The following is a 17,994-nucleotide window of genomic DNA, read 5'->3' as shown; positions in this document are numbered from 1 at the left end:
CCATCTTTCCAAAAAAACAAAAAAAAAGCGGGGTTTCCCCCGCTTTTATATATGAGCCCGAAAGACCGGGCTCTCAACTACAAATTACTTGTAGACGTGAGGCCACGTCACACCGTAGTTGCCGATCATGCCTTGGCTGGCGCTGGGGTTTGTGCCCTTCTGGAAGGCAGCACCCAGGACGGGCACGCTTTGTGCAAACTGCACATAGCCCCAGCCGTTGGTGTAAGGAGCAGCAGCAGTCTTCTTCGACACAGTAGCGCCGGTCACCGATGTTGCACCGAAAGTCACAACGCTCACTTCACCGCAAACAGCCAGCTTGGTGGTCGTGCCAGGCGAGAACACTGCGCCGTCCTTCTTGCTAGTTTCTTCGCGGTCGAAGAACACTTGCGTGCTGGCGGTAGCGCAGATCTGGCCGTCGGCATTCACCGTCGAGTTTGCAGCCTTTTCCGTGAACAGGAAGACCTTGAGCGGAGCAACCGCATCGACAACGGCCTGGTTGAACACGCGGTAAGCCTTGGATGCGTCAGCAACGTTGGCGTCAAACGCACCAACAGTACCCGTACCGTCAGCCAGCAGTGCAGGAGCTGCGGTGCTGACTGCGGACACGCCGTAAGGCGCGCCAACAGCGGCAGAGTAGTTGGCAGCAACCATGTAGCGACGGGTAGGCATCGAGAAGACCCAATCGGTCTTCGCAGAGATGGTCGCATCCGTAACGTACTGATTGGACACCGAAGTGTGAGCCAGAGCCTTGGTCAGGGCAGCAGCTTGCACTTCTGCAGTGTCTGCCTGCAGCAGAGGAGTCGACAGGTCAGGCACGTCGTAGTGCTGAGCAGCCACCAAGCCGGAGTTCAGCAGGGGGTCTGCCGACTTCAGAGCTGCGGGCTGAGCCAGCTGAGGCGAGTACAGCACTGCGTCAGGCGTCGTGCTGGAAACGATTGCGTTTGCTGCGCCGGAGAACGTGGTCGAGTCCGGAACATTGATCACGTACCAAGCGCCAGCCAGGCCATCAGTGGGTGCGGTCAGACCGAAGTTCTGAGCGCCATTCGCATTGATGTTGTTGTTCTGGGCGGGGTCAATGCCGTCCAGTGCTGCCAGAGCTGCGGGGGTGCAAGGAGCCTTGCCGGCCACGTGCTTGATGGCTGTGTACAGCGCAGAATTGGCCGTACCAGCGCTCCATGCTCCACCAGTCACGCCGCGCACGCCGGAGGTTCCGTAGATCTTGGCGGAGTCAATATCAGCCATATTGAGAATTTCAATATAGCCTTCACGGGTCTGCTCGTTCTTCTGAGCGTCGGTCCACGATGCCTTGGTCAGACGATCCTTGATGAAAGGAACAGGCGTGCCGGGGGTGATGGCGGGCACCGTGCAGGTGTTGTCGCCAGTAACCAGTTGGGACAGACCGTTGGCGTCAGCGGACACAGCAGCAGTCCACACGTCGCCAGGCGACAGGAACACTTGGAAGTCCAGCACGTCGTCGGAGTTGGAGGCACCGCGGAAGCGAACCTTCACAGCCTTGCCGTTCACCAGATCGGTGTTGGTCAGGTGGAAGACCGTGGCGTTACCGTTCTGTGCCGTGTAGTAGGGCACCACCAGGATGTGACCCGTGCCGCTTTCGTTCACAGTCAGTGCTGCAGACGCTGCACCGGCAAAGCCCAGACCACCGATCATGGTGGCAATGCTCAGGGCCAGAACATTTTTCTTCATACAAGTTTCTCCAGTAAGAAAAGGAAGGGGAGTTTGATAACTACCACCACGATTGATCGCCCGGGAATCCTAGCATAGTGAACCTTGCCAGGACACCATTCACTACGCACAATTTCTTGCCCGGCGTTTCAAAAAAACGACAAACGGCTGCGAGCGACCCTGTTTACCACGGTAGAAGCTGCGCCCTCGCCGCACCTCCATGGAAAGCCAGCCGATGGTAACTGAAAAGTTGCAACGCAAACCATGGGCCACTTCGGGACTTCGGCTTTTTACATCATGCGTTGTTGCCACAGAGCCACAAGCTAGCTCTAGCTGGACAAATGGCACGCCGCTCGCATGGCCCCCTACCCCTACCCCTGCACAGGGCAGGGTGCACATATAAACAGCACAAGGCCTATGACTACCGGGGGATTGCACTGGTAGCCGTAGGCCTTGTCTTGCACTGAATGAGCAAAAGCCCTATGTCATACAGTCGCCATTGCACGGATTGTTTGAGGGCAACTCAAAGCAAAAGAGCATGCACTCACTTCTTGAAAATCCACCATTGACCATCTTCGCGGATCCACACTTCATCAGAATAAACCGGCACCTTGGTGCCACGCATCATGGGAGGCTCGACATCGAATTTCTGCTTAAGCACACACCGGCCGTCCGCCTCTTCGCAGATCACTGAGACCACCTCACGCTTGTCGACCATGGGAACGCCAGCGTATTCGGTGCGAAAGCGCTCCACGTCCTTGATCTGCCGGTAGGACGGAGGAGTGAACTTGTATGCCTGCGCCATATCGTTCTTCAAGCGGGCATCCCAGAAGGCGTTGGAGCGCTGGGTGATCACATCTTCGTTGGAACGGCCGGGCACCTGGGCGCAGCCGACTACGGCGGCGGAGACGGCCAGGAGCAACAAGGGGGAGAGCTTGGTGGAGGAAATTTTCATGGTATCGGGCATTTCTTCGGAAAGTTCGCAGATTTGACCCAGCGCAACCAGGTTCACTGGGGGCGTTCTGGCTGGGACGGGACGTTGGAGCTGTTTTGCTGTGCAGGAGTTCTGAGCAGTGGCGACAGCGAGCGCATGTGCTCGCGCAGATCTTCGCTGACCTCGCGTATGTCCACATCGGTGCGTACCACGCGCGGCGTGATGATGACGAGCAGTTCGGTGCGCCGCATCGAATTATTGGTTGAACCAAAAAGGTTCCCCACCACTGGGAGCTCATGTAGCACTGGAATGCCGCTGCGTCCGTCAGAGGTATTCTCCTGGATCAGGCCTCCCATGACGATGGACTCCCCCGAGCGCACCGACACCCGGCTGGACAGCTGCCGCTGCAGGAAGGTGACCTGCTGGGTGATTTCATCCTTCGCCCCCACATCGGTCACCATCTGGTTGACGGTCATGGTGACGATGTTGCCGGCGTTAACCGAGGGCGTGACCTGCAGGTTCACGCCGGTGTCCTTGTACTGATAGCTGACGGCGTTGCTGCTTCCCACCGTTGTGGTGGAAATCTCGCCGGACCGGTAAGGCTGCTGCGTGCCGACCGAAATTGCCGCCGTGTGGTTGTCCAGCACCATCAGCGAGGGACTCGCCACCACCTTGACATTGGTCTTGCTGGACAGAGCGTTCAGCGCTGCCTTGATCGTGCCTGCCGAATTCTTCAGGGTGTAGTTGAAGCCCTGTCCGATGGCCGCAGCGATGTCCGCCGTGGTGCGCTTGCCATCCGTGGAGATCAGGCCCGAGCCCGAGTACCCGTTGTTGCCGACATCTCCGCTGAATGCCCACTGCAAGCCGTACTGCAGGCCATCATTGAGCGTGACCTCGACGATGCTGGCTTCGATGAGGATCTGGGTGGGAGGCAGATCCAGCCGCTTGAGTGCAGCCTCGATGCGTTCGTATTCAGCGGGGGTACTCCAGACCAGCACCGAATTGTTGAGCTCATCGGCCATGACCCGCACGGTGCCCAGGTTGGCCACGGTGGAACCCGTGCCCTGGTTGATGCCGGTTTGTGAGCCAACGCCCGATTGCCCGAAACCCGTGCTGCCCGTGCGCAGTCCAGTGCCCGAGTTGAATCCACTATTGCCGAACCCGCTGTTGCCGAACCCGCTGTTGCCGAACCCGCTGTTGCCGAAGCTACTGTTGCCGAAGCTACTGTTGCCGAAGCTACTGTTGCCAAAGCTGCTGTTTCCGAAGCTGCTGTTGCCGAACCCCGTGTTGGTCGAGGTGCCCAGTCCCGGCGCGACGCCGCTGTTGGTGCTGGTGCCGCCCGTGGAACCACCGAAGATACCGGACAGCACACCCGCCAGATGCCGGGCATTGCCGTTTTGCACGCGGTAGATGTTCAGTTGTGCCTGACTGCCACCGCTGCCAGGCTGGTCCAGCTTGGCAATCCAGCGACGAGCCTCCTCCAGATAGGCTGCACGCGGCGTGATGACGAGGATGCTGTTGAGCCGCTCTATTGGCATGATGCGCAAAGCGCCAAATAGCGGGTTGCCTTCACCCAGGCCAGCGACCGCGCTGGCGGCCCCGGCCGCTGCCGTACCGGGCACCGTACCAGAGCGCACGGCGGCGGCACCTGCAGGAGCCACGGCCCCCTGGGCACCTGCGGCGGCACCCCCACCGCCGACCAGCTGCAGGGCCGCGCTCACCTCCTGCACCGAGACATACTTGAGTGGGAACACACCCACCGACATGCCTTCAAGCAGGTTGATGTCGAAAGTGCGAACCATGTCGAGCCAGCCTTCGGCCTGGGCGCGCGAGCCCGCCATGACCAGCAAGTTGCGCACGTTGTCCACGCGCACGATGGCGTCGGAGGGAACCATGGGACGCAGGATGGCCGCCATTTCATTGGCGCCGATGTACTGGAGCGGCACGAGGATGGTGCCGTAGCCGGGAGCCATCTGAGTGCCGACGCTTGCCTGGCGCACGCTCGCGCCAATGCTCTTGAGTGCATCGATGCGGCCCACGTGGTAAGTGCCCCGCACATCGCGCACCATGGCCATGCCGTTGGCCTGCAGTGCGGTTTCGAGAAGATTGAGCGCCTGATCCGCCGAGACGGCATTCTGCGTGCTCATCGTGACCGTGCCGGAGATGGGCGGGTGCAGCACATAGTCGACCGACAGCAGGTCGCCCAGTATGGTTCGCACGACCTGGGCCAGGGGGGCTTCCTCGAAGCTGAGCTTGATGGAGTCCCCCTTGACGGCAGGCGCATCCTGGGCCTTGCCCAGCAGCTTTCCGGTGCCTTCGATCACCCGGGGCTGGGACTCGTCGGACTCGCTCTTCTTCTTGCCCGTTTTCACGGAGCCATCTGCCTCGTCTGCAGCAAAGGAAAAATCCTGCGCAGAGCTTGCTTCACTGAAGTGGCTGACGAAGTTGTTTCTATTGGGTTGCGCGCAAGCCAGCAGCAGTTGGCAGACAGCCAACGCCAGCACGGTGCGCACGGGGCGGTTGGGAAATTTCATGGTGTTCTTAACCCATCTGTTCATGGTTTGTCGGCACGCTGTGCCCTGGATCCGCCGAATACAGCCCTGGATGTGCGCTGCGGCGGGGCCGGAGCATCGGCTGCGGCAGGCTCCGGAGCCGCTTGCGCGGCCACCGGCTCGGACGGCCGCTGAGTCGGCGCACGGGCACCTGCTGGTAGATTCGGCCCCTTGTCAAGCGCGGCTCGTTTGAGGTCTATGGTTCGCTTGGTGCCCGCGCGTTCAAGCTCGATATAGCGCCCCTGGATACCAACGAGCTTCCAGCCACCCAGGCTCTGATTGAGCATCAGGCGTTGGTCCTTGCCTTCCAGGCGCACGATGGCGCCCGATGCCTGCCCCTGGAAAGTGCCCAGCACACTGGCGTCTTTCCACACGTCCGGCGGCTCGGGCGGCGGAGCCTCCACCTTCTTGACGGGTGGTGGCGGCTTGCGGCTCATGGAAAACAGGGGGCGCTCCTGCATGGTCAACAGCCAGCGCTCCTCCTCCCCCCTGCCGGGAGCTGCAGTCGGGGGCGGCATCAGCGCCTGAAGGTTGGATTTCAGTGGCTCAGGCGGTGTCCAGCCGGTCTGGCGCAGGTGCAATTGCGGAGTCAGCCATGACCATGCCAATGCGCCGCACAGCGCCAGCAGCATCACGCCCTCGGCGGCGCCCAGTAAATTGCGCTGCATCATGACGCCTTGCTCCGGAAGATGCTGACGGTGAACTGGGCGCTGAGATCGGGCGCCAGTTGAGGATTGGTGTTTTGCAAACTGCCGCGAAGGTTGACCTGCAGGTCATCCACCCAGATCGTCGGCCGTATGGCGCGCACGGATGCTAGCGCCATCTGGACGGCAGGCCATGGCCCTTCGGCGGTCATGGAAACGGAGATACGCTCGTAGGGTCCCTCTTCCGACGTCGCCTTGACTTGGCTGCTGGTCACCGACAGGCCCGCGCGGTCCATCACGGAACGCAGTTGCTGCTGCACGCCGTTGCCGGTCTGGGTGCTGTCACTATCCCCGGGATATACATGCTGGGCCCTTATGCCCTGCAGTTGCTCCAGAGCCTCCTGGATCTCGGTCTGCTGCTGCTGCATGCCCAGCACGCGCGCATAGCGCGGCTCCAGCGATGCGAGCTGCCCATCGGCCCATTGGTGCTTTCCGTATACCCACAAGGCCACCAGCACCAGGGGAAGCACCAATACAGCCGCCGACAGCGTCAGCAGCAGGATTTGCCGCCCCGACAGACCGGGCGTTGGATTGATCATGGTGTGCCTTTCTTTTCTGCCGCAGCAGGGGTTTCAGGCGTTTCGCTGGTAGCGTCAGGAGCTGCCTGTGCTTCTGCTTCAGGCGAAGCCAGGACGCCAAAGACCTTGGGGTCCAGCACGGCCTCGACGGTGTAGCTTTCCTTGTTGGATCCCGACGCCCTCGTCACGGCTGAGGGCATGCGCACCTCCAAAAAGCCCGGAGCCTTGGACATGAGCTGCACCACGTTGGATGCATTGCTGCTGAGGCCTTGGATCGCCAGCTTGGATCCACTGAACGATACCCGCTGTACAGCCGTGTCATCGGGAAACAATTGTGTGAGCGCTGCCATGACCTGCAGGTGATTGATCTGCTCGCGCTGCAGCTTCTGAAGCGCGGCAATCTCCTCGACCCCGGTCACCAGGCCCTGGCGCTGGGCCGTCACCTCCCGTGTCTCGCGCACGATCTGGTCGAATTTCCTGCTGGCGTCGACGGCTTGCAGATACAGCTTGGCAGTCGGCGTGATGGCCAGGGCCAGGCCTGCCGCCACGATGGCCGCAAGGCCCGCACCAATCCATCGGCGTTGCCGGGATTCACGGGCCAGCCGCGGCCCCTCGCCAAAGCCTGCGAGCAGCACAGGCATGGTCGATGTGCTGGCCCAGATCTCCGGCTGCGCCTGTCCGGCCAACTGGCCAGCGGCATCCCGCAGGGCTTGCTGCACCAGCGCATTCGACGTGATCACCAGCTCCACACGCTGCCCTCCTGCGGGGTCCGTGGCCACCACATAGGCCCAGAGCGTCTCGAGCGCGGGAAACGGCGACATGGTCTGCACATCCAGCGCCACAGCACCGTGCAATGCCTGAGCAGACAGCGAAGGCATACGCAAGGTGCGCAGCAGCAGTTGATCACCGCCCATCAGCACGGCCGAGCCTGAAGGCTTGCGTCCGCTTGCCTCGCGTTCAACGGCCCAATGCCACTGGCCTGCACGCACCCACGCATGGGCGAGCCCTCCATCAGCCTTCACGACACGCACCAAGGCAGCGGGAAGGCTGCGGCGCAGCAGCGGCAGGCCCATCAGTTGGCCCCATGCAGCACGCAATTGCCCAGCCGCTGCACTGAGGTCCAGTCCGAACAGCTTTGTGTCAGTACTCAGTGCCATGGGCTCCCATCCATTCGCAACACGGCCTGTCCACGCAGGCCCCTTGGTTCAATCATTTGCCTGATCATCGCAATCCACTCAAATCTTTCCAATCCAGGATTGGGAGGCGGACAACACACTCCATGGCAGGCGTCCCACACCGGCTCCCGAGCGAACATTCACCATTCGCCGGACAGCGACCATCCCCGCCCCCTCGAAGAGCACTCTCGCAGTGATGGCATAACGTGTGCCGGACAAGCCTTGCTGAGCGGGGACCGCGCCACCGGCACTTTCCAGCCACCCTCTCAAGGGCTGGGGCGCAGCGTTGGGATTGATGCCCTGGCGGTTCCCGGAGTCGGCGACCACGAAATCGCGGATGCTCGCATAGATGCCGTAGGTCATGCCAGGCACTTGCAGCAGATCCTCTGGCGCCTCCCACCCCCCCGCCGCGGAACCTGACTGCTGGCGCATCGCATCCCGGGCTTGCCGGACGGTCTGGGCCATCGCCATGGCGGCCCCCTGCGACAGGCCGGCCGCATGCTGAAAGAGCACTGCAAGCAGCTCCGGCGTCGCACCGTTGATATCCACCAGGCCGCTCCAGGGAACGACTTCCACCTCGACGATCTGGCCACCCGGTAATGTAACGGGTTCAAGAACAGGCTCCCGCAGCGCCTCCGGCCTGGTGGCCATGCGCTGTAGCGCGAGATAGATGGCTGCTTCACCAGCAGCCCGCCCAGTTGCGAGATTTCGGCTCACGCCTCCCACGGCAGCTTCCTGCCGGACCACGCCGCCAAGACTGCTGGCGAAGACAGCCAGGGCCGCAACGATCCACAGGACCAGCACCAGCGCCATGCCCCGTTCAACAGGAAATGATGAATGGCCGGTCATGAGCGGCTCCCCCCGAAGACTGCCCTGGCGCCTGCATCCGGGCTGGTAGAAGCCGTTGCGCGCATGGCCACGACCGTCAGGGGCCAAGCTCCCGCCGAAGTCTGCACTTGAACATCCACGGCAGATGGCAGTTCCTTTTCGTTGTCCTTCTCGGGGCCCCATTGCGGCTGCCAATGTGCCACGCCCAGCTTGGCGTTCTGGTAACGCAAGGCAAAAGCCGTGACACCGCGATCGATCACATAGGACTGGCTTTGCCCCCAGTCGGGCATGACATCGGGACCCTGCCAGGGCGCGAAGCGTAGCACCAAGGCATCACCTTCGACGGAGAGCTGGAAATGGGTGCGGCCGCCCATTCCGAAGCGCGCAGGCATGATGCCCAGCCAGCGCATGCCTTGCGGGCCGCCTTCGAAGAACAATTCGCTCTCGCCCTGCTTGCGCAAACCGGCCTGGCGCCGCACGGCGGACACCTGTCCCAGGACTGAACGAAGAAAACCAATCGAGACACGTTGATGGTCCATGCGGTCCAGCCGCGCATCCACACGCTCCTGCGTCTGCGAGACCGTGGACATGGCCGACGCCAGCCCGAGCATGAGCAGGGACAGAAGGGCCATGACCACCAGCAGCTCCACCAGCGTGAAGCCCTTTTGCCTGCCCGAAGATGGAGCGCGCCCAGTCATCGCGTCACCTCGCCTTGCTGCAAAGGGCGCTGCGGGCGCAGGGTCTCGAAGACCCAACTGCGGTTTTCAACGGAGATCGTGATGCGCAAGGCATGCAGGGGAACCGCGGTTTCGGGCAGGCCGCCCACGGAGAAAGGCGCGGAAGCCACCTGCCAAGCGTAGACACCATCCTGCCCTGAGGCCTGGGTGCCACCAGGATCGACCATGGGAAAGGCGTCCATCAGCGAATCGGCCAGCAGGGCCACTCCCTGGTTCTGCTCCAGTTTGGAAACACCGCGCGCGGAACCACCAACGGCCCGATAAATGAGCGCCAGCGAGATAGCCATGATGGACAGCGCCACCAACAGCTCCAGCAAGGTCATGCCCCGCACCCTGGGGCGGGAAGCGGCGCGCCGACGCATTACAGAGCCTCTTTGGTGACTTGGCCGGACAGCCAGTCCACACGCAGGCGCACGCCACCGCCGCTTTGCGCGCGGGCGATCGAAATGCTGCCCCCCGTGGCGCCGCCTTCGGGCAGAAAGACGATGGTCTGGCTGCCATCGGCAAGCGCCATGCCGGCTGCTGTGGTCAGTTGCACCGTCAGGCTGTCGGGCAGCTTGGCCGTGGCTTGGCCGGCGATGCCGTACTGGCGGCTATTCGTATTGATCGCGAATGCCACAGGCATGCCCTGCAGCGTGGCCTGCTGGCGCGCCTTGCGCAGCAGGGCCGTCACGTCCTGCACCGTCTGCCGATAGTCCACGGCATCGCGCAGCTTGCCCATGGCAGGCGGCACGATGCCGATGATGGCGCCAAGAATGGCGAACACCACCAGCAGCTCGATCAGCGTGAAACCCTGGGCGCGCTTCAAGACTCATCCTTGGCGAGACGGAATGGCAACGGTTGCGGCAGCTGTTCTGGACAGCTGATTACTTGGTGTTGCGAATGTCGGAAGCCTCGCCCTCGCCGCCAGGCGCACCATCGGAGCCCAGCGAGAGGATTTCGAGGTCGCCATTGGCAGCCGGGTAGGTGTAGCGGTAAGGGTTGTTCCAGGGATCATTGGGCACGCCGCCCTTGAGGTAGGGCCCCGCCCAGCCGGCAACGCCGGCCGGCTGCTTGACCAGCGCGTCCAGGCCCTGCTGCGAGGTGGGGTAGCGGCCCACGTCGAGCTTGTACAGCTCCAGCGCCTTTTCGATGTCGGCGATCTGCACGCCGGCCGTCTTGGTCTTTGCTCCACCCAACTGGTTCAGCACCTTGGGGCCAACCAGGCCGGCCAGCAGGGTCAGGATGGCCAGCACGACCAGCAGTTCGATCAGCGTGAAGCCACGCTTGCGGGCGCGGGAGGACAGTTGCTTTTGCATGCGCATCATCTTCTACATACCTTTCAGTCAATTCAGATTCATCAGACGGCCAGATCGTTGACGGACAGGATTCCGAGCAGGATCGACACGATGATGGAGGCGATAAGGATACCGAGGACCAGGATCAGCGCCGGCTCCAACATGGTCAGGAGGCGTTTGATCGCGTTTTCGACCTCGCGGTTCAATATGTTGGACAGCTCCAGCATCATGTCGCCCAGGCGGCCGGTTTCCTCGCCGACCCGCACCAGATTCAGGGCCAGGGGCTCGAATTCTCCGGTTTTCTGGGCGGCATGGGCCATGCGATGGCCTTCCTTGACCATGGGGCCCATTTTTTCCAGGCGCTCGCGGATGGCGACGTTGGAGACCGTGTCGCTGGCAATGCGCAGTGCGGTCAGCAGCGTGACGCCGTTGCCCAGCAGCGTGCCCAGCGAGCGGCTGAACAGGGTGAGCTGGTACTTGCGCACCACGCCACCCAGGCCCGGCAGGCCCAGCAGCCACGATTGCCAGGTCTGGCGGCCCTTGGGACTCTTGGCCCAGCGGGCTAAGACCCAGGCCAGCGCGCCCAGCACGATGAACACCGCCCAGCCGTAGCTGCGAAACGCATGGCCCAGCCCCATCACGAATTGCGTGGGAAGGGGCAGCGCGTCACCCATGTCGTTGAAAAGCTGCTCGAACTGCGGCACCACGAAGCCCAGCATGGCCACCAGGGACAGCACAGCCACGCCCAGCAGGATGGCAGGATAGATGGTGGCCGAGACCACGCTGTCGCGCAGGGCACGCTGGCGCGCCATGTGTTCCACCAGCCGGTTGAGCACGCCCGACATCTGGCCGCTGGCTTCGCCTGAGCGCACCATGTTGATATAGAAGTCGCCGAACAGGTCGTGGTGCTTGCCCAGTGCCTGGCTCAGCGGCATGCCGGCCTTGACGCTGTCGAGCACGGACTGGAGCATGGCCTGCATCTGCACCTTGTGGCTCATCTCGACCAGGACCTTGAGCGCGTTGTCCAGCGACAGGCCGGCACGCATCATGATGGCCAGCTCGGTGGTCATGCCCTGGATGTCGTCGGCCTTGATGCGGCCTTTCTTGAGCGCACGCGCCGCCAGCGGCACGTTGCCCAGGCTTGCGGCTTCCTCGACCTTGATGGGCGACAGGCGGCTCTTGCGCAGGTGCACCACCACCTCGGCCACGGCTGCGGCGGAATAGGTGCCCTTGACCATCTGACCGCGGCTGTCCACGGCCTCCCAGCTGTAATCAGGCATCGCTCTGGTCCTGGGTCACGCGCAGCACTTCGTCCAGCGTGGTGGCGCCCGAGGCCACCTTGCGCAGGCCGTCGTCGTAGAGGCTCAGCATGCCGCTCTTGGCCGCCATGGCATGCAGGGCGTTGGCGTCCTGGCCTTCGATGATGGCGCGGCGCAGCGGCTCGTCGATGACCATGAGTTCATGGATGCCGGTACGGCCCTTGTAGCCCGTGCCCCGGCAATGCTCGCAGCCGACGGCGCGGTAGATGGGCGAGCCCTCGCGCAAAAAACGCTTGAGGCCGCTGCCCTCGACGGCGGCGGCCGGCAGCGTGTCGGGCTGCTTGCAGTGCGAGCACAGCGTGCGCACCAGGCGCTGGGCCAGCACGCCGTTGACCGAGGACGTGATCAGGTAGCTCTCCACCCCCATGTCGCGCATGCGGGTGACGGCGCCTGCGGCCGTGTTGGTGTGCAGCGTGGACAGCACCAGGTGGCCTGTCAGCGCGGACTGCACGGCGATCTGCGCGGTTTCTCCGTCACGCATTTCGCCGATCATGATGATGTCCGGGTCCTGGCGCAGGATGGAGCGCAGGGCGTTGGCAAAGGTGAGGTCGATCTGCGGATGGACCTGGATCTGGTTGATGCCGTCGAGCTGGTACTCGACCGGGTCCTCGACGGTGATGATCTTGTTGGAAACCGCGTCGATCTTGGACAGGGCCGCGTACAGCGTGGTGGTCTTGCCCGAGCCCGTGGGCCCAGTGACCAGAACGATGCCGTGCGGCTTGGCCAGCAAGGTGTTGAAGCGCTCCAGCGTATCGACCTCGAAGCCCATGCTTTCCAGGCGCAGGCGCACGTTGGCGCGGTCCAGCACCCGCATGACGATGCTCTCGCCATGCACCGTGGGCGCGGTGGAGACACGCAGGTCCAGTTCGCGGCCCTTGGCGCGGGTCTTGATGCGGCCGTCCTGCGGCAGGCGCCGCTCGGCAATGTCCAGATGGGCCAGCAGCTTGACGCGCGAGCCCACGGCCGCGCTCAGCCGGGGCGGCACGAGTTCGGCCGCATGGATCACGCCGTCCATGCGGTAGCGCACCTGCAGGCCGGCCTCGAAGGGCTCAAGATGGATGTCGGAGGCGTGCAGCTCGATGGCGCGGGAAATGATGCCCGTGACCAGGCGGATGACCGGCGCCTCGCTGGCCAGGTCCTTCAGATGCTCGACGAAGTCGCCACCCGTGGCGTCCGACTCCCAGTCCTGGCCTTCTTCGCCTTCGGGTTCCTGGCCGGCTTCGGACAGGGCCTTGCGGATATCGGCTTCCAACGCCAGCACGGGCTTGATCTGCAACCCGGTGGCAAGGCGCAGCGCCTTGGTGATGAAGGGGTCCTGCGGCACGGACATGGCCACTTCGAGCACGCCGTCCTGCAGCGAAATGGGGCAGACGCACTGCGCATCCAGAAAGCTGGCCAGCAGGCCCGGCACATCGGGCAGCAGGTCGGGAAACTCTTCCGCGCGCAGCCAGCGCATGTGCAGCTGTTCGGACAGCGCCTGGGCCACGTCGGTTTCCGCCACCACGCCCAGCTGGACCAGCACCTGGCCCAGGTAGCCGCCCAATTCCTGCTGCGCCTGCAGGGCGTTTTGCAGATCGCGCTCGTTCAGCTTGCCGGCGGAAAGCAGGCGTTCGCCCAGCCGCCCCTTGATCGGGGCTTCGACACCGGCAATCGGTTCCATGACGTGATTGGTGGAAGACATTGCCGCGGATTATCCACTGTCGCCGCATCCCCCGCGAAAGGCTCCGGATGCGGGGTCCAAGGCCGCCCCTGCACCCGGCACCAGCGCTGTCATCAACTGTTACGCAACGGATACAACGGCGCGATGCTGCGCCGCACGATCAAAGTGGCTTCAGGCCGCTTTGACCGCGTCGGCAGGCAGGCCGCTGGCATCGCCCCAGCGGCGCTGCGCCATGACCAGCAGGCCTTCGAAGATGAGGTTGTCCACCAGCTCGAAGGGCCGCGTCATGCTGGGCACCATCTTCCAGCCTGCACCGCCGGCCATGACGCAGGCAGGCTCCATGCTGCAGTGCATGTACAGATGCTGGTACATGCGCTCCACGGCCCCGGCGATGGCGTAGGTGCCGCCACTGGTCAGCGCGTCGCTGGTGTTGGTGGGGAATGGCGTGACCGCACCCGTGGGCACATGCAGGCCGGCCGTGCCGCTTTCCAGGGCGCGCAGCATGATGCCGTGACCCGGCAGGATCAGACCGCCCATGAAGTGGCCGTGCTGGTCCAGTGCATCCACGGTGACGGCGGTGCCGACCATGACCACGATCAGGGGCCGCTCTGGCCCGCGCTGCAGAATGTGCTGGCGCGCGCCGATCATGGCCACCCAGCGGTCCGCCCCCAGGCGCGAGGGGAAATCGTAGCCGTTGGTGACTCCGGCCTCGGCCGCGCCGGGCACGGCCCACTGCGGCTCGAAATCCCAGCCCAGCATCATGTCGATCTGGTCGTGCACGCGCCGGCGCGCCGTGTCGCCGGCCACCACGCAGCCCAGCATGCGCGTAGGCGTGGGCAGGTCGCTCCACGGCCCTTCGGCCAGGTGCTCGATGTGCTCCAGGAACTCCGCGCCGTGCGCCAGCAAAGCGGCGCCAGGCCGATGCGCGTCGTACATCGCCCATTTCAAGCGGGTGTTGCCGATGTCTATGGCCAAAAAAGTCATGGGCGCGATTATCGGAGTTTTCCGGAGGATAGCGTCAGCCATGGACGACAACTGAGTGAGGACGTGAACGCAAGAATGGCGCAAATGTCAAAAATCCGGGAGCGCTCCTGCCCGGCAGCGCGCGCTGCCACTGTTAGGCGTTACATTGGCCTTTCCGTTTTTCCACCCACCAACAGGAGTCACCCATGGGACTTTTCAGTTTCATCAAGGAAGCCGGCGAAAAGCTGTTCGGCGGCAGCGCCGCACAGGCAGCCGAGCCTGCGCAAGACCTGAATGCCAAGGCCGCCAAGGCCATCGAGACCTATATCGGCACGCAGAACCTGGGCGTCAGCGACGTGAAGGTGCAGTTCGACGGCTCGCAGGGCAAGGTCACGGTGCTGGGCACGGCCCCCACCCAGGCGGTCAAGGAAAAGGTGACGCTGTGCTGCGGCAACGTCTCCAGCGTGCAGTCGGTGGACAACCAGATGACGGTGACCAACCCCGAGCCCGAAGCCCAGTACCACGACGTGGTGCGCGGCGACACGCTGTCGGCCATTGCCAAGAAGTTCTATGGCGATGCCAACAAGTACCCGGTGATCTTCGAGGCCAACAAGCCCATGCTGAGCCACCCCGACAAGATCTACCCCGGCCAGAAGCTGCGCATTCCGGCAATCTAAGCCCCCCCTGAGCGGCGTCGCCGCTTCCCCCCGAGGGGGACGACACCCTCGCGGCGGGGCGGCCCTTGATCGGTGTCTCTGACCTGGCTCATGCCAGTTCTGGATGCCGCGAATTAGACCTACCCCGCTCCGAGAAAGGCCGCAATAGCGGCCTTTCTCAAGGAAAGATTCAGTATTTACCGCTCAACAGCGCACCGAACCCCGGAACGGCTGTCGGCAAGCCCAGGCGCTTGAGCATCATGAACGTCGTGGCCACCGAGGAAGACAGTACCGGCAGGCCCACGCGGTCCTCGATGGGCTGCACCGAGGCCAGCGAGGGCATCTGCACGCAGGCCGAGGCGATGACCGCGTCGGCGTTGGCCGTGTTCAGGCGCCGCGTGATCTCGATGGGTGCGCGCGCATCCTGGGCGCCCACCTGCAGGTTGTCGGCAATCTCCAGCGAGATGCTGTCCACCACTTCGATGCCTTCGTTCTCTATGTAGTCGATGACCAGTTGCGTCAGCGGCTTCATGTAGGGCGCCAGTAGCGCCACCTTCTTCGCGCCGATGGCGTGCAGGCCATCGACCAGGGCGCCGGCGCTGGTGACAACGGGCGCGGGGCCGCCGTTGTCCACGGTGCGCTGGTGCAGGCGCGCTTCCGAGACACGGTGGTAGCCGCGCCCCATGCTCATGATGGCCACCAGGCAGGCATAGCCGAGCACATCGACACGCGCATCCGACAGTTCCAGCGCGCAGCGATCGCTGTCGCCGTCCATGGCGGCCAGTTCCTCCTTGGTCACATGCTTCATGCGCATGCGGCTGGAGTGGAAGGTGAAACGCTCGGGCGCCAGGGCCTCGCGGGCGCGCAGGATGGCGGGGATCTCGGTCTCCATCGTGGTGTTGGAGCTGGGCACGATCTGCCCGATGCGGAAATGGGTTTTGGCTGTCATGTCAATCCATCGTGATGTGGTTGGCCTTGATCACCTTGCCCCAGTGGTCCGTCTCGCGCTGGACCAGGGCGGCCAGCGCTTGCGGGCCAAGGAATCGCGGCTCCACGCCCTGCAGGGCCGCGCGCTTTTGCACGTCGGGCGACTCCAGGGAGGTCTTGAGCGCGTCCGACAGCCTGGCGATGGCCTCTGGCGGCGTGCCCGCAGGCGCGAACAGGCCGACCCAGGCTTCCAGCTCGAAGCCCGGCAGGCCCGCTTCGGCCGTGGTGGGCACATCGGGCAGCATGGGATGGCGCGTCTTGCTGGTCACGGCCAGGGCCCTGAGCTTGCCAGTCTGCACATGGCCCAGCACCGAAGGCGGCGTGGTGATGAACATCTGTACTTGGCCGCCCAGCACGTCCTGGATGGCCGGGCCGGACCCCTTGTAGGGCACATGCGTGATCTGGGTCTGGGTCACCTGGGCGAACACGGCCGTGCCCACATGGGACAGCGAGCCATTGCCCTGCGACGCGTAATTGACCTTGCCCGGGTTCTTGCGCAGATAGGCAATGAACTCCTGCAGATTGTTCGCTGGCACCGAAGGATGAACGGCGATCACATTGGTGGCGGCCACGATCAGCCCCACGGGCGCCAGCTCGGACTGCGCCCAGGGCAGCTTGGGGAACAGTGCCGGATTGCCCACGTGGTAGGCCGAATACGAGGCCAGCAGCGTGTAGCCGTCCTTGGGCGACCGGGCCACCATCTGGTAGGCAATGTTGCCGCTGGCGCCGCCCCGGTTGTCCACCACGACCGACTGCCCCAGCAGGCGCGACAGCGGGTCGGACGCCAGGCGTGCAGCCGTGTCCACCACGCCGCCGGGCGGGTTGGGGACCACGAGGGTGATGGACTTGGTTGGAAAGGCCTGGGCCTGGACGGTTCCTGCGCCCAGCAGGGCGGCCGCTGCCAGGCCGGCGGCCTGCAGCACAATGCGTCGATTCATGCTTGTCTCCATGTTCTCTTTGTACCGGCGCATTCTTGCGGGCCTGATCGCGGCCGAACAGCCGTATCTCGTTGATCCATCCTTCGTCTGTGGTGGAGGATGGGAATGATCAACCTGCACCGCTTCGATCTGCTGACGCTGCGCCTGTATGTGGCCGTGGTCGATGCCGGCAGCCTGACGGCAGGCTCGCGCACGCTGGGGCTGTCGTTGGCAGCCGCCAGCAAGCGCGTGGCCGAGCTGGAGCAGCACTGCGGCGTGACCCTGCTGGTGCGCAGCAAGCGCGGCGTCACGCCCACGCCCGCCGGTCAGAGCATGTACCACCATGCCGTGGACGTGGTGGCCCGGCTGGAGCACCTGGCCCTGGCCATGGACGACTTTCGCAGCGGCGCCACGGGCCAGTTGCGCCTGTGGGCCAACAACTCCGCATTTGCGGGATTTCTGCCCCGGCTGCTGGCCGACTTCATGGCGGCCCACCCGGGCGTGTCGGTGGACCTGGAAGACGCGCTCAGCGAGGAGTCCGTGCGCGCCGTGCTCAGCGGCGTGGCCGAGCTGGCCATCATCGGGGAGAACACGCCCCTGGAAGGGCTGAGCACCCAGGTCTGCGATGTGGACGAGCTGGTGCTGGTCATGCCGCGCGGCCATGCGCTGGACACGGACGACGACTCCCCCGTGCCCCTGGCCACGGTGCTGGACCACGACTTCGTGAGCCTGGCCCGCTCCACCTCGCTGATGCGGCGCATTGCGGCTGAGGCCGAATCCATCAACCGGCCCGTGCGGATCCGCATCCAGGTGCGCAGCTTCGATGCCATGTGCCACATGGTCTCGGTGGGCCTGGGCCTGGCCATCCTGCCGCGCGCGGCCACCGCGCCGCACCTGGCAGCGCGGGCACTGCGGCTGCGCCCGCTGGGGGCGCTCAACACACGGCGCCGGCTGTTGCTGGCCATGCGCTCGCAGGCCACGCTGTCAGGACCGGCCCAGGCCCTGGTGGACATGGTGGCCGCCCGGGCGGCGGCGCTGGGGTTCGCGCAGCCGCAGCGCTGAGCGACGACAGGCTGGCGCCGGC

Annotated in this window: 18 protein-coding genes; 2 read left to right on the top strand and 16 right to left on the bottom strand. The window is 64.2% G+C overall.

Annotation, left to right across the window (positions count from 1 at the left end):
• Window positions 1-84: 84 nt before the first annotated feature.
• The 14 genes from DACI_RS06630 to DACI_RS06565 all read right to left on the bottom strand — a co-directional run bounded on the left by DACI_RS06630 (window position 85) and on the right by DACI_RS06565 (window position 14,371).
• A complete protein-coding gene (locus DACI_RS06630; protein WP_012203241.1) occupies window positions 85-1,704 on the bottom strand; it encodes a hypothetical protein in 1,620 nt (539 codons plus the stop codon).
• A 523-nt stretch (window positions 1,705-2,227) separates the two neighbouring features.
• Window positions 2,228-2,638 carry a hypothetical protein gene (locus DACI_RS06625; protein WP_157059624.1) on the bottom strand — a complete coding sequence of 137 codons (411 nt, stop codon included), beginning with the start codon at window positions 2,636-2,638 and terminating at the stop codon, window positions 2,228-2,230.
• A 53-nt stretch (window positions 2,639-2,691) separates the two neighbouring features.
• Window positions 2,692-5,151 (bottom strand): type II secretion system secretin GspD, encoded by a 2,460-nt coding sequence (gene gspD / locus DACI_RS06620; protein WP_012203239.1) that lies wholly within the window; start codon window positions 5,149-5,151, stop codon window positions 2,692-2,694.
• A gap of 20 nt (window positions 5,152-5,171) precedes the next feature.
• On the bottom strand, window positions 5,172-5,840 hold the full coding sequence (locus DACI_RS06615) for a hypothetical protein (RefSeq protein WP_012203238.1): 669 nt from the start codon (window positions 5,838-5,840) through the stop codon (window positions 5,172-5,174).
• On the bottom strand, window positions 5,837-6,412 hold the full coding sequence (gspM, locus tag DACI_RS06610) for a type II secretion system protein GspM (RefSeq protein ID WP_012203237.1): 576 nt from the start codon (window positions 6,410-6,412) through the stop codon (window positions 5,837-5,839). The genes DACI_RS06615 and gspM overlap by 4 nt, the downstream gene beginning before the upstream one ends.
• Window positions 6,409-7,464, bottom strand: coding sequence for a PilN domain-containing protein (locus tag DACI_RS06605; protein ID WP_012203236.1), 1,056 nt, complete (start codon window positions 7,462-7,464; stop codon window positions 6,409-6,411). Before DACI_RS06605 ends, gspM begins: the two co-directional genes overlap by 4 nt.
• 162 nt (window positions 7,465-7,626) lie before the next feature.
• A complete protein-coding gene (locus DACI_RS06600) occupies window positions 7,627-8,415 on the bottom strand; it encodes a general secretion pathway protein GspK (RefSeq protein ID WP_012203235.1) in 789 nt (262 codons plus the stop codon).
• A complete protein-coding gene (locus DACI_RS06595; protein ID WP_012203234.1) occupies window positions 8,412-9,092 on the bottom strand; it encodes a prepilin-type N-terminal cleavage/methylation domain-containing protein in 681 nt (226 codons plus the stop codon). The genes DACI_RS06600 and DACI_RS06595 overlap by 4 nt, the downstream gene beginning before the upstream one ends.
• Complete coding sequence (locus DACI_RS06590; RefSeq protein ID WP_012203233.1) at window positions 9,089-9,493, bottom strand: type II secretion system protein; 405 nt, start codon at window positions 9,491-9,493, stop codon at window positions 9,089-9,091. The genes DACI_RS06595 and DACI_RS06590 overlap by 4 nt, the downstream gene beginning before the upstream one ends.
• A complete protein-coding gene (locus DACI_RS06585) occupies window positions 9,493-9,939 on the bottom strand; it encodes a GspH/FimT family pseudopilin (protein ID WP_012203232.1) in 447 nt (148 codons plus the stop codon). The genes DACI_RS06590 and DACI_RS06585 overlap by 1 nt, the downstream gene beginning before the upstream one ends.
• A gap of 58 nt (window positions 9,940-9,997) precedes the next feature.
• The gene (gene gspG / locus DACI_RS06580; protein WP_012203231.1) at window positions 9,998-10,438 is read right to left on the bottom strand and encodes a type II secretion system major pseudopilin GspG; all 441 of its coding nucleotides are present in this window, start codon (window positions 10,436-10,438) and stop codon (window positions 9,998-10,000) included.
• A gap of 32 nt (window positions 10,439-10,470) precedes the next feature.
• Window positions 10,471-11,688: a type II secretion system F family protein gene (locus tag DACI_RS06575; RefSeq protein ID WP_012203230.1), complete on the bottom strand. Its 1,218-nt coding sequence runs from the start codon at window positions 11,686-11,688 to the stop codon at window positions 10,471-10,473.
• Window positions 11,681-13,387 (bottom strand): type II secretion system ATPase GspE, encoded by a 1,707-nt coding sequence (gene gspE, locus DACI_RS06570; RefSeq protein ID WP_043780792.1) that lies wholly within the window; start codon window positions 13,385-13,387, stop codon window positions 11,681-11,683. Before gspE ends, DACI_RS06575 begins: the two co-directional genes overlap by 8 nt.
• 171 nt (window positions 13,388-13,558) lie before the next feature.
• Entirely contained in the window at window positions 13,559-14,371 is an 813-nt protein-coding gene (locus DACI_RS06565) for a type III pantothenate kinase (RefSeq protein WP_043780789.1), read from the bottom strand.
• 185 nt (window positions 14,372-14,556) lie between these two features.
• On the opposite strand from DACI_RS06565, the gene lysM reads away from it, so the two are divergent.
• Window positions 14,557-15,027 (top strand): peptidoglycan-binding protein LysM, encoded by a 471-nt coding sequence (gene lysM, locus DACI_RS06560; protein ID WP_012203227.1) that lies wholly within the window; start codon window positions 14,557-14,559, stop codon window positions 15,025-15,027.
• A gap of 169 nt (window positions 15,028-15,196) precedes the next feature.
• Here the strand turns inward: lysM and DACI_RS06555 are convergent, their stop codons facing one another.
• Both DACI_RS06555 and DACI_RS06550 read right to left on the bottom strand, forming a co-directional pair.
• The gene (locus DACI_RS06555) at window positions 15,197-15,955 is read right to left on the bottom strand and encodes a maleate cis-trans isomerase family protein (protein ID WP_012203226.1); all 759 of its coding nucleotides are present in this window, start codon (window positions 15,953-15,955) and stop codon (window positions 15,197-15,199) included.
• A gap of 1 nt (window position 15,956) precedes the next feature.
• Entirely contained in the window at window positions 15,957-16,931 is a 975-nt protein-coding gene (locus DACI_RS06550) for a Bug family tripartite tricarboxylate transporter substrate binding protein (RefSeq protein WP_012203225.1), read from the bottom strand.
• A gap of 105 nt (window positions 16,932-17,036) precedes the next feature.
• Here DACI_RS06550 and DACI_RS06545 point away from each other — a divergent pair, with 105 nt between their 5' ends.
• Complete coding sequence (locus DACI_RS06545; RefSeq protein ID WP_012203224.1) at window positions 17,037-17,972, top strand: LysR family transcriptional regulator; 936 nt, start codon at window positions 17,037-17,039, stop codon at window positions 17,970-17,972.
• The last annotated feature ends 22 nt before the right edge of the window (window positions 17,973-17,994 follow it).

This window comes from Delftia acidovorans SPH-1 (genome assembly GCF_000018665.1).
GTDB classification, from domain to species: Bacteria; Pseudomonadota; Gammaproteobacteria; order Burkholderiales; family Burkholderiaceae_C; genus Comamonas; species Comamonas acidovorans.
This window is presented reverse-complemented; position numbering and strand designations above follow the sequence as displayed.

What these genes read in the sequence shown, in the direction of transcription:
- lysM (WP_012203227.1), top strand. Translation starts at nt 14,557, where the DNA reads ATGGGACTTTTCAGTTTCATCAAGGAAGCCGGCGAAAAGCTGTTCGGC.
- DACI_RS06625 (WP_157059624.1), bottom strand. Translation starts at nt 2,638, where the DNA reads ATGAAAATTTCCTCCACCAAGCTCTCCCCCTTGTTGCTCCTGGCCGTC.
- DACI_RS06545 (WP_012203224.1), top strand. Translation starts at nt 17,037, where the DNA reads ATGATCAACCTGCACCGCTTCGATCTGCTGACGCTGCGCCTGTATGTG.
- gspD (WP_012203239.1), bottom strand. Translation starts at nt 5,151, where the DNA reads ATGAAATTTCCCAACCGCCCCGTGCGCACCGTGCTGGCGTTGGCTGTC.
- gspG (WP_012203231.1), bottom strand. Translation starts at nt 10,438, where the DNA reads ATGATGCGCATGCAAAAGCAACTGTCCTCCCGCGCCCGCAAGCGTGGC.
- DACI_RS06595 (WP_012203234.1), bottom strand. Translation starts at nt 9,092, where the DNA reads ATGACTGGGCGCGCTCCATCTTCGGGCAGGCAAAAGGGCTTCACGCTG.
- DACI_RS06630 (WP_012203241.1), bottom strand. Translation starts at nt 1,704, where the DNA reads ATGAAGAAAAATGTTCTGGCCCTGAGCATTGCCACCATGATCGGTGGT.
- gspE (WP_043780792.1), bottom strand. Translation starts at nt 13,387, where the DNA reads ATGGAACCGATTGCCGGTGTCGAAGCCCCGATCAAGGGGCGGCTGGGC.
- DACI_RS06600 (WP_012203235.1), bottom strand. Translation starts at nt 8,415, where the DNA reads ATGACCGGCCATTCATCATTTCCTGTTGAACGGGGCATGGCGCTGGTG.
- DACI_RS06555 (WP_012203226.1), bottom strand. Translation starts at nt 15,955, where the DNA reads ATGACAGCCAAAACCCATTTCCGCATCGGGCAGATCGTGCCCAGCTCC.
- gspM (WP_012203237.1), bottom strand. Translation starts at nt 6,412, where the DNA reads ATGATCAATCCAACGCCCGGTCTGTCGGGGCGGCAAATCCTGCTGCTG.
- DACI_RS06605 (WP_012203236.1), bottom strand. Translation starts at nt 7,464, where the DNA reads ATGGGCCTGCCGCTGCTGCGCCGCAGCCTTCCCGCTGCCTTGGTGCGT.
- DACI_RS06615 (WP_012203238.1), bottom strand. Translation starts at nt 5,840, where the DNA reads ATGATGCAGCGCAATTTACTGGGCGCCGCCGAGGGCGTGATGCTGCTG.
- DACI_RS06565 (WP_043780789.1), bottom strand. Translation starts at nt 14,371, where the DNA reads ATGACTTTTTTGGCCATAGACATCGGCAACACCCGCTTGAAATGGGCG.
- DACI_RS06590 (WP_012203233.1), bottom strand. Translation starts at nt 9,493, where the DNA reads ATGCGTCGGCGCGCCGCTTCCCGCCCCAGGGTGCGGGGCATGACCTTG.
- DACI_RS06550 (WP_012203225.1), bottom strand. Translation starts at nt 16,931, where the DNA reads ATGAATCGACGCATTGTGCTGCAGGCCGCCGGCCTGGCAGCGGCCGCC.
- DACI_RS06575 (WP_012203230.1), bottom strand. Translation starts at nt 11,688, where the DNA reads ATGCCTGATTACAGCTGGGAGGCCGTGGACAGCCGCGGTCAGATGGTC.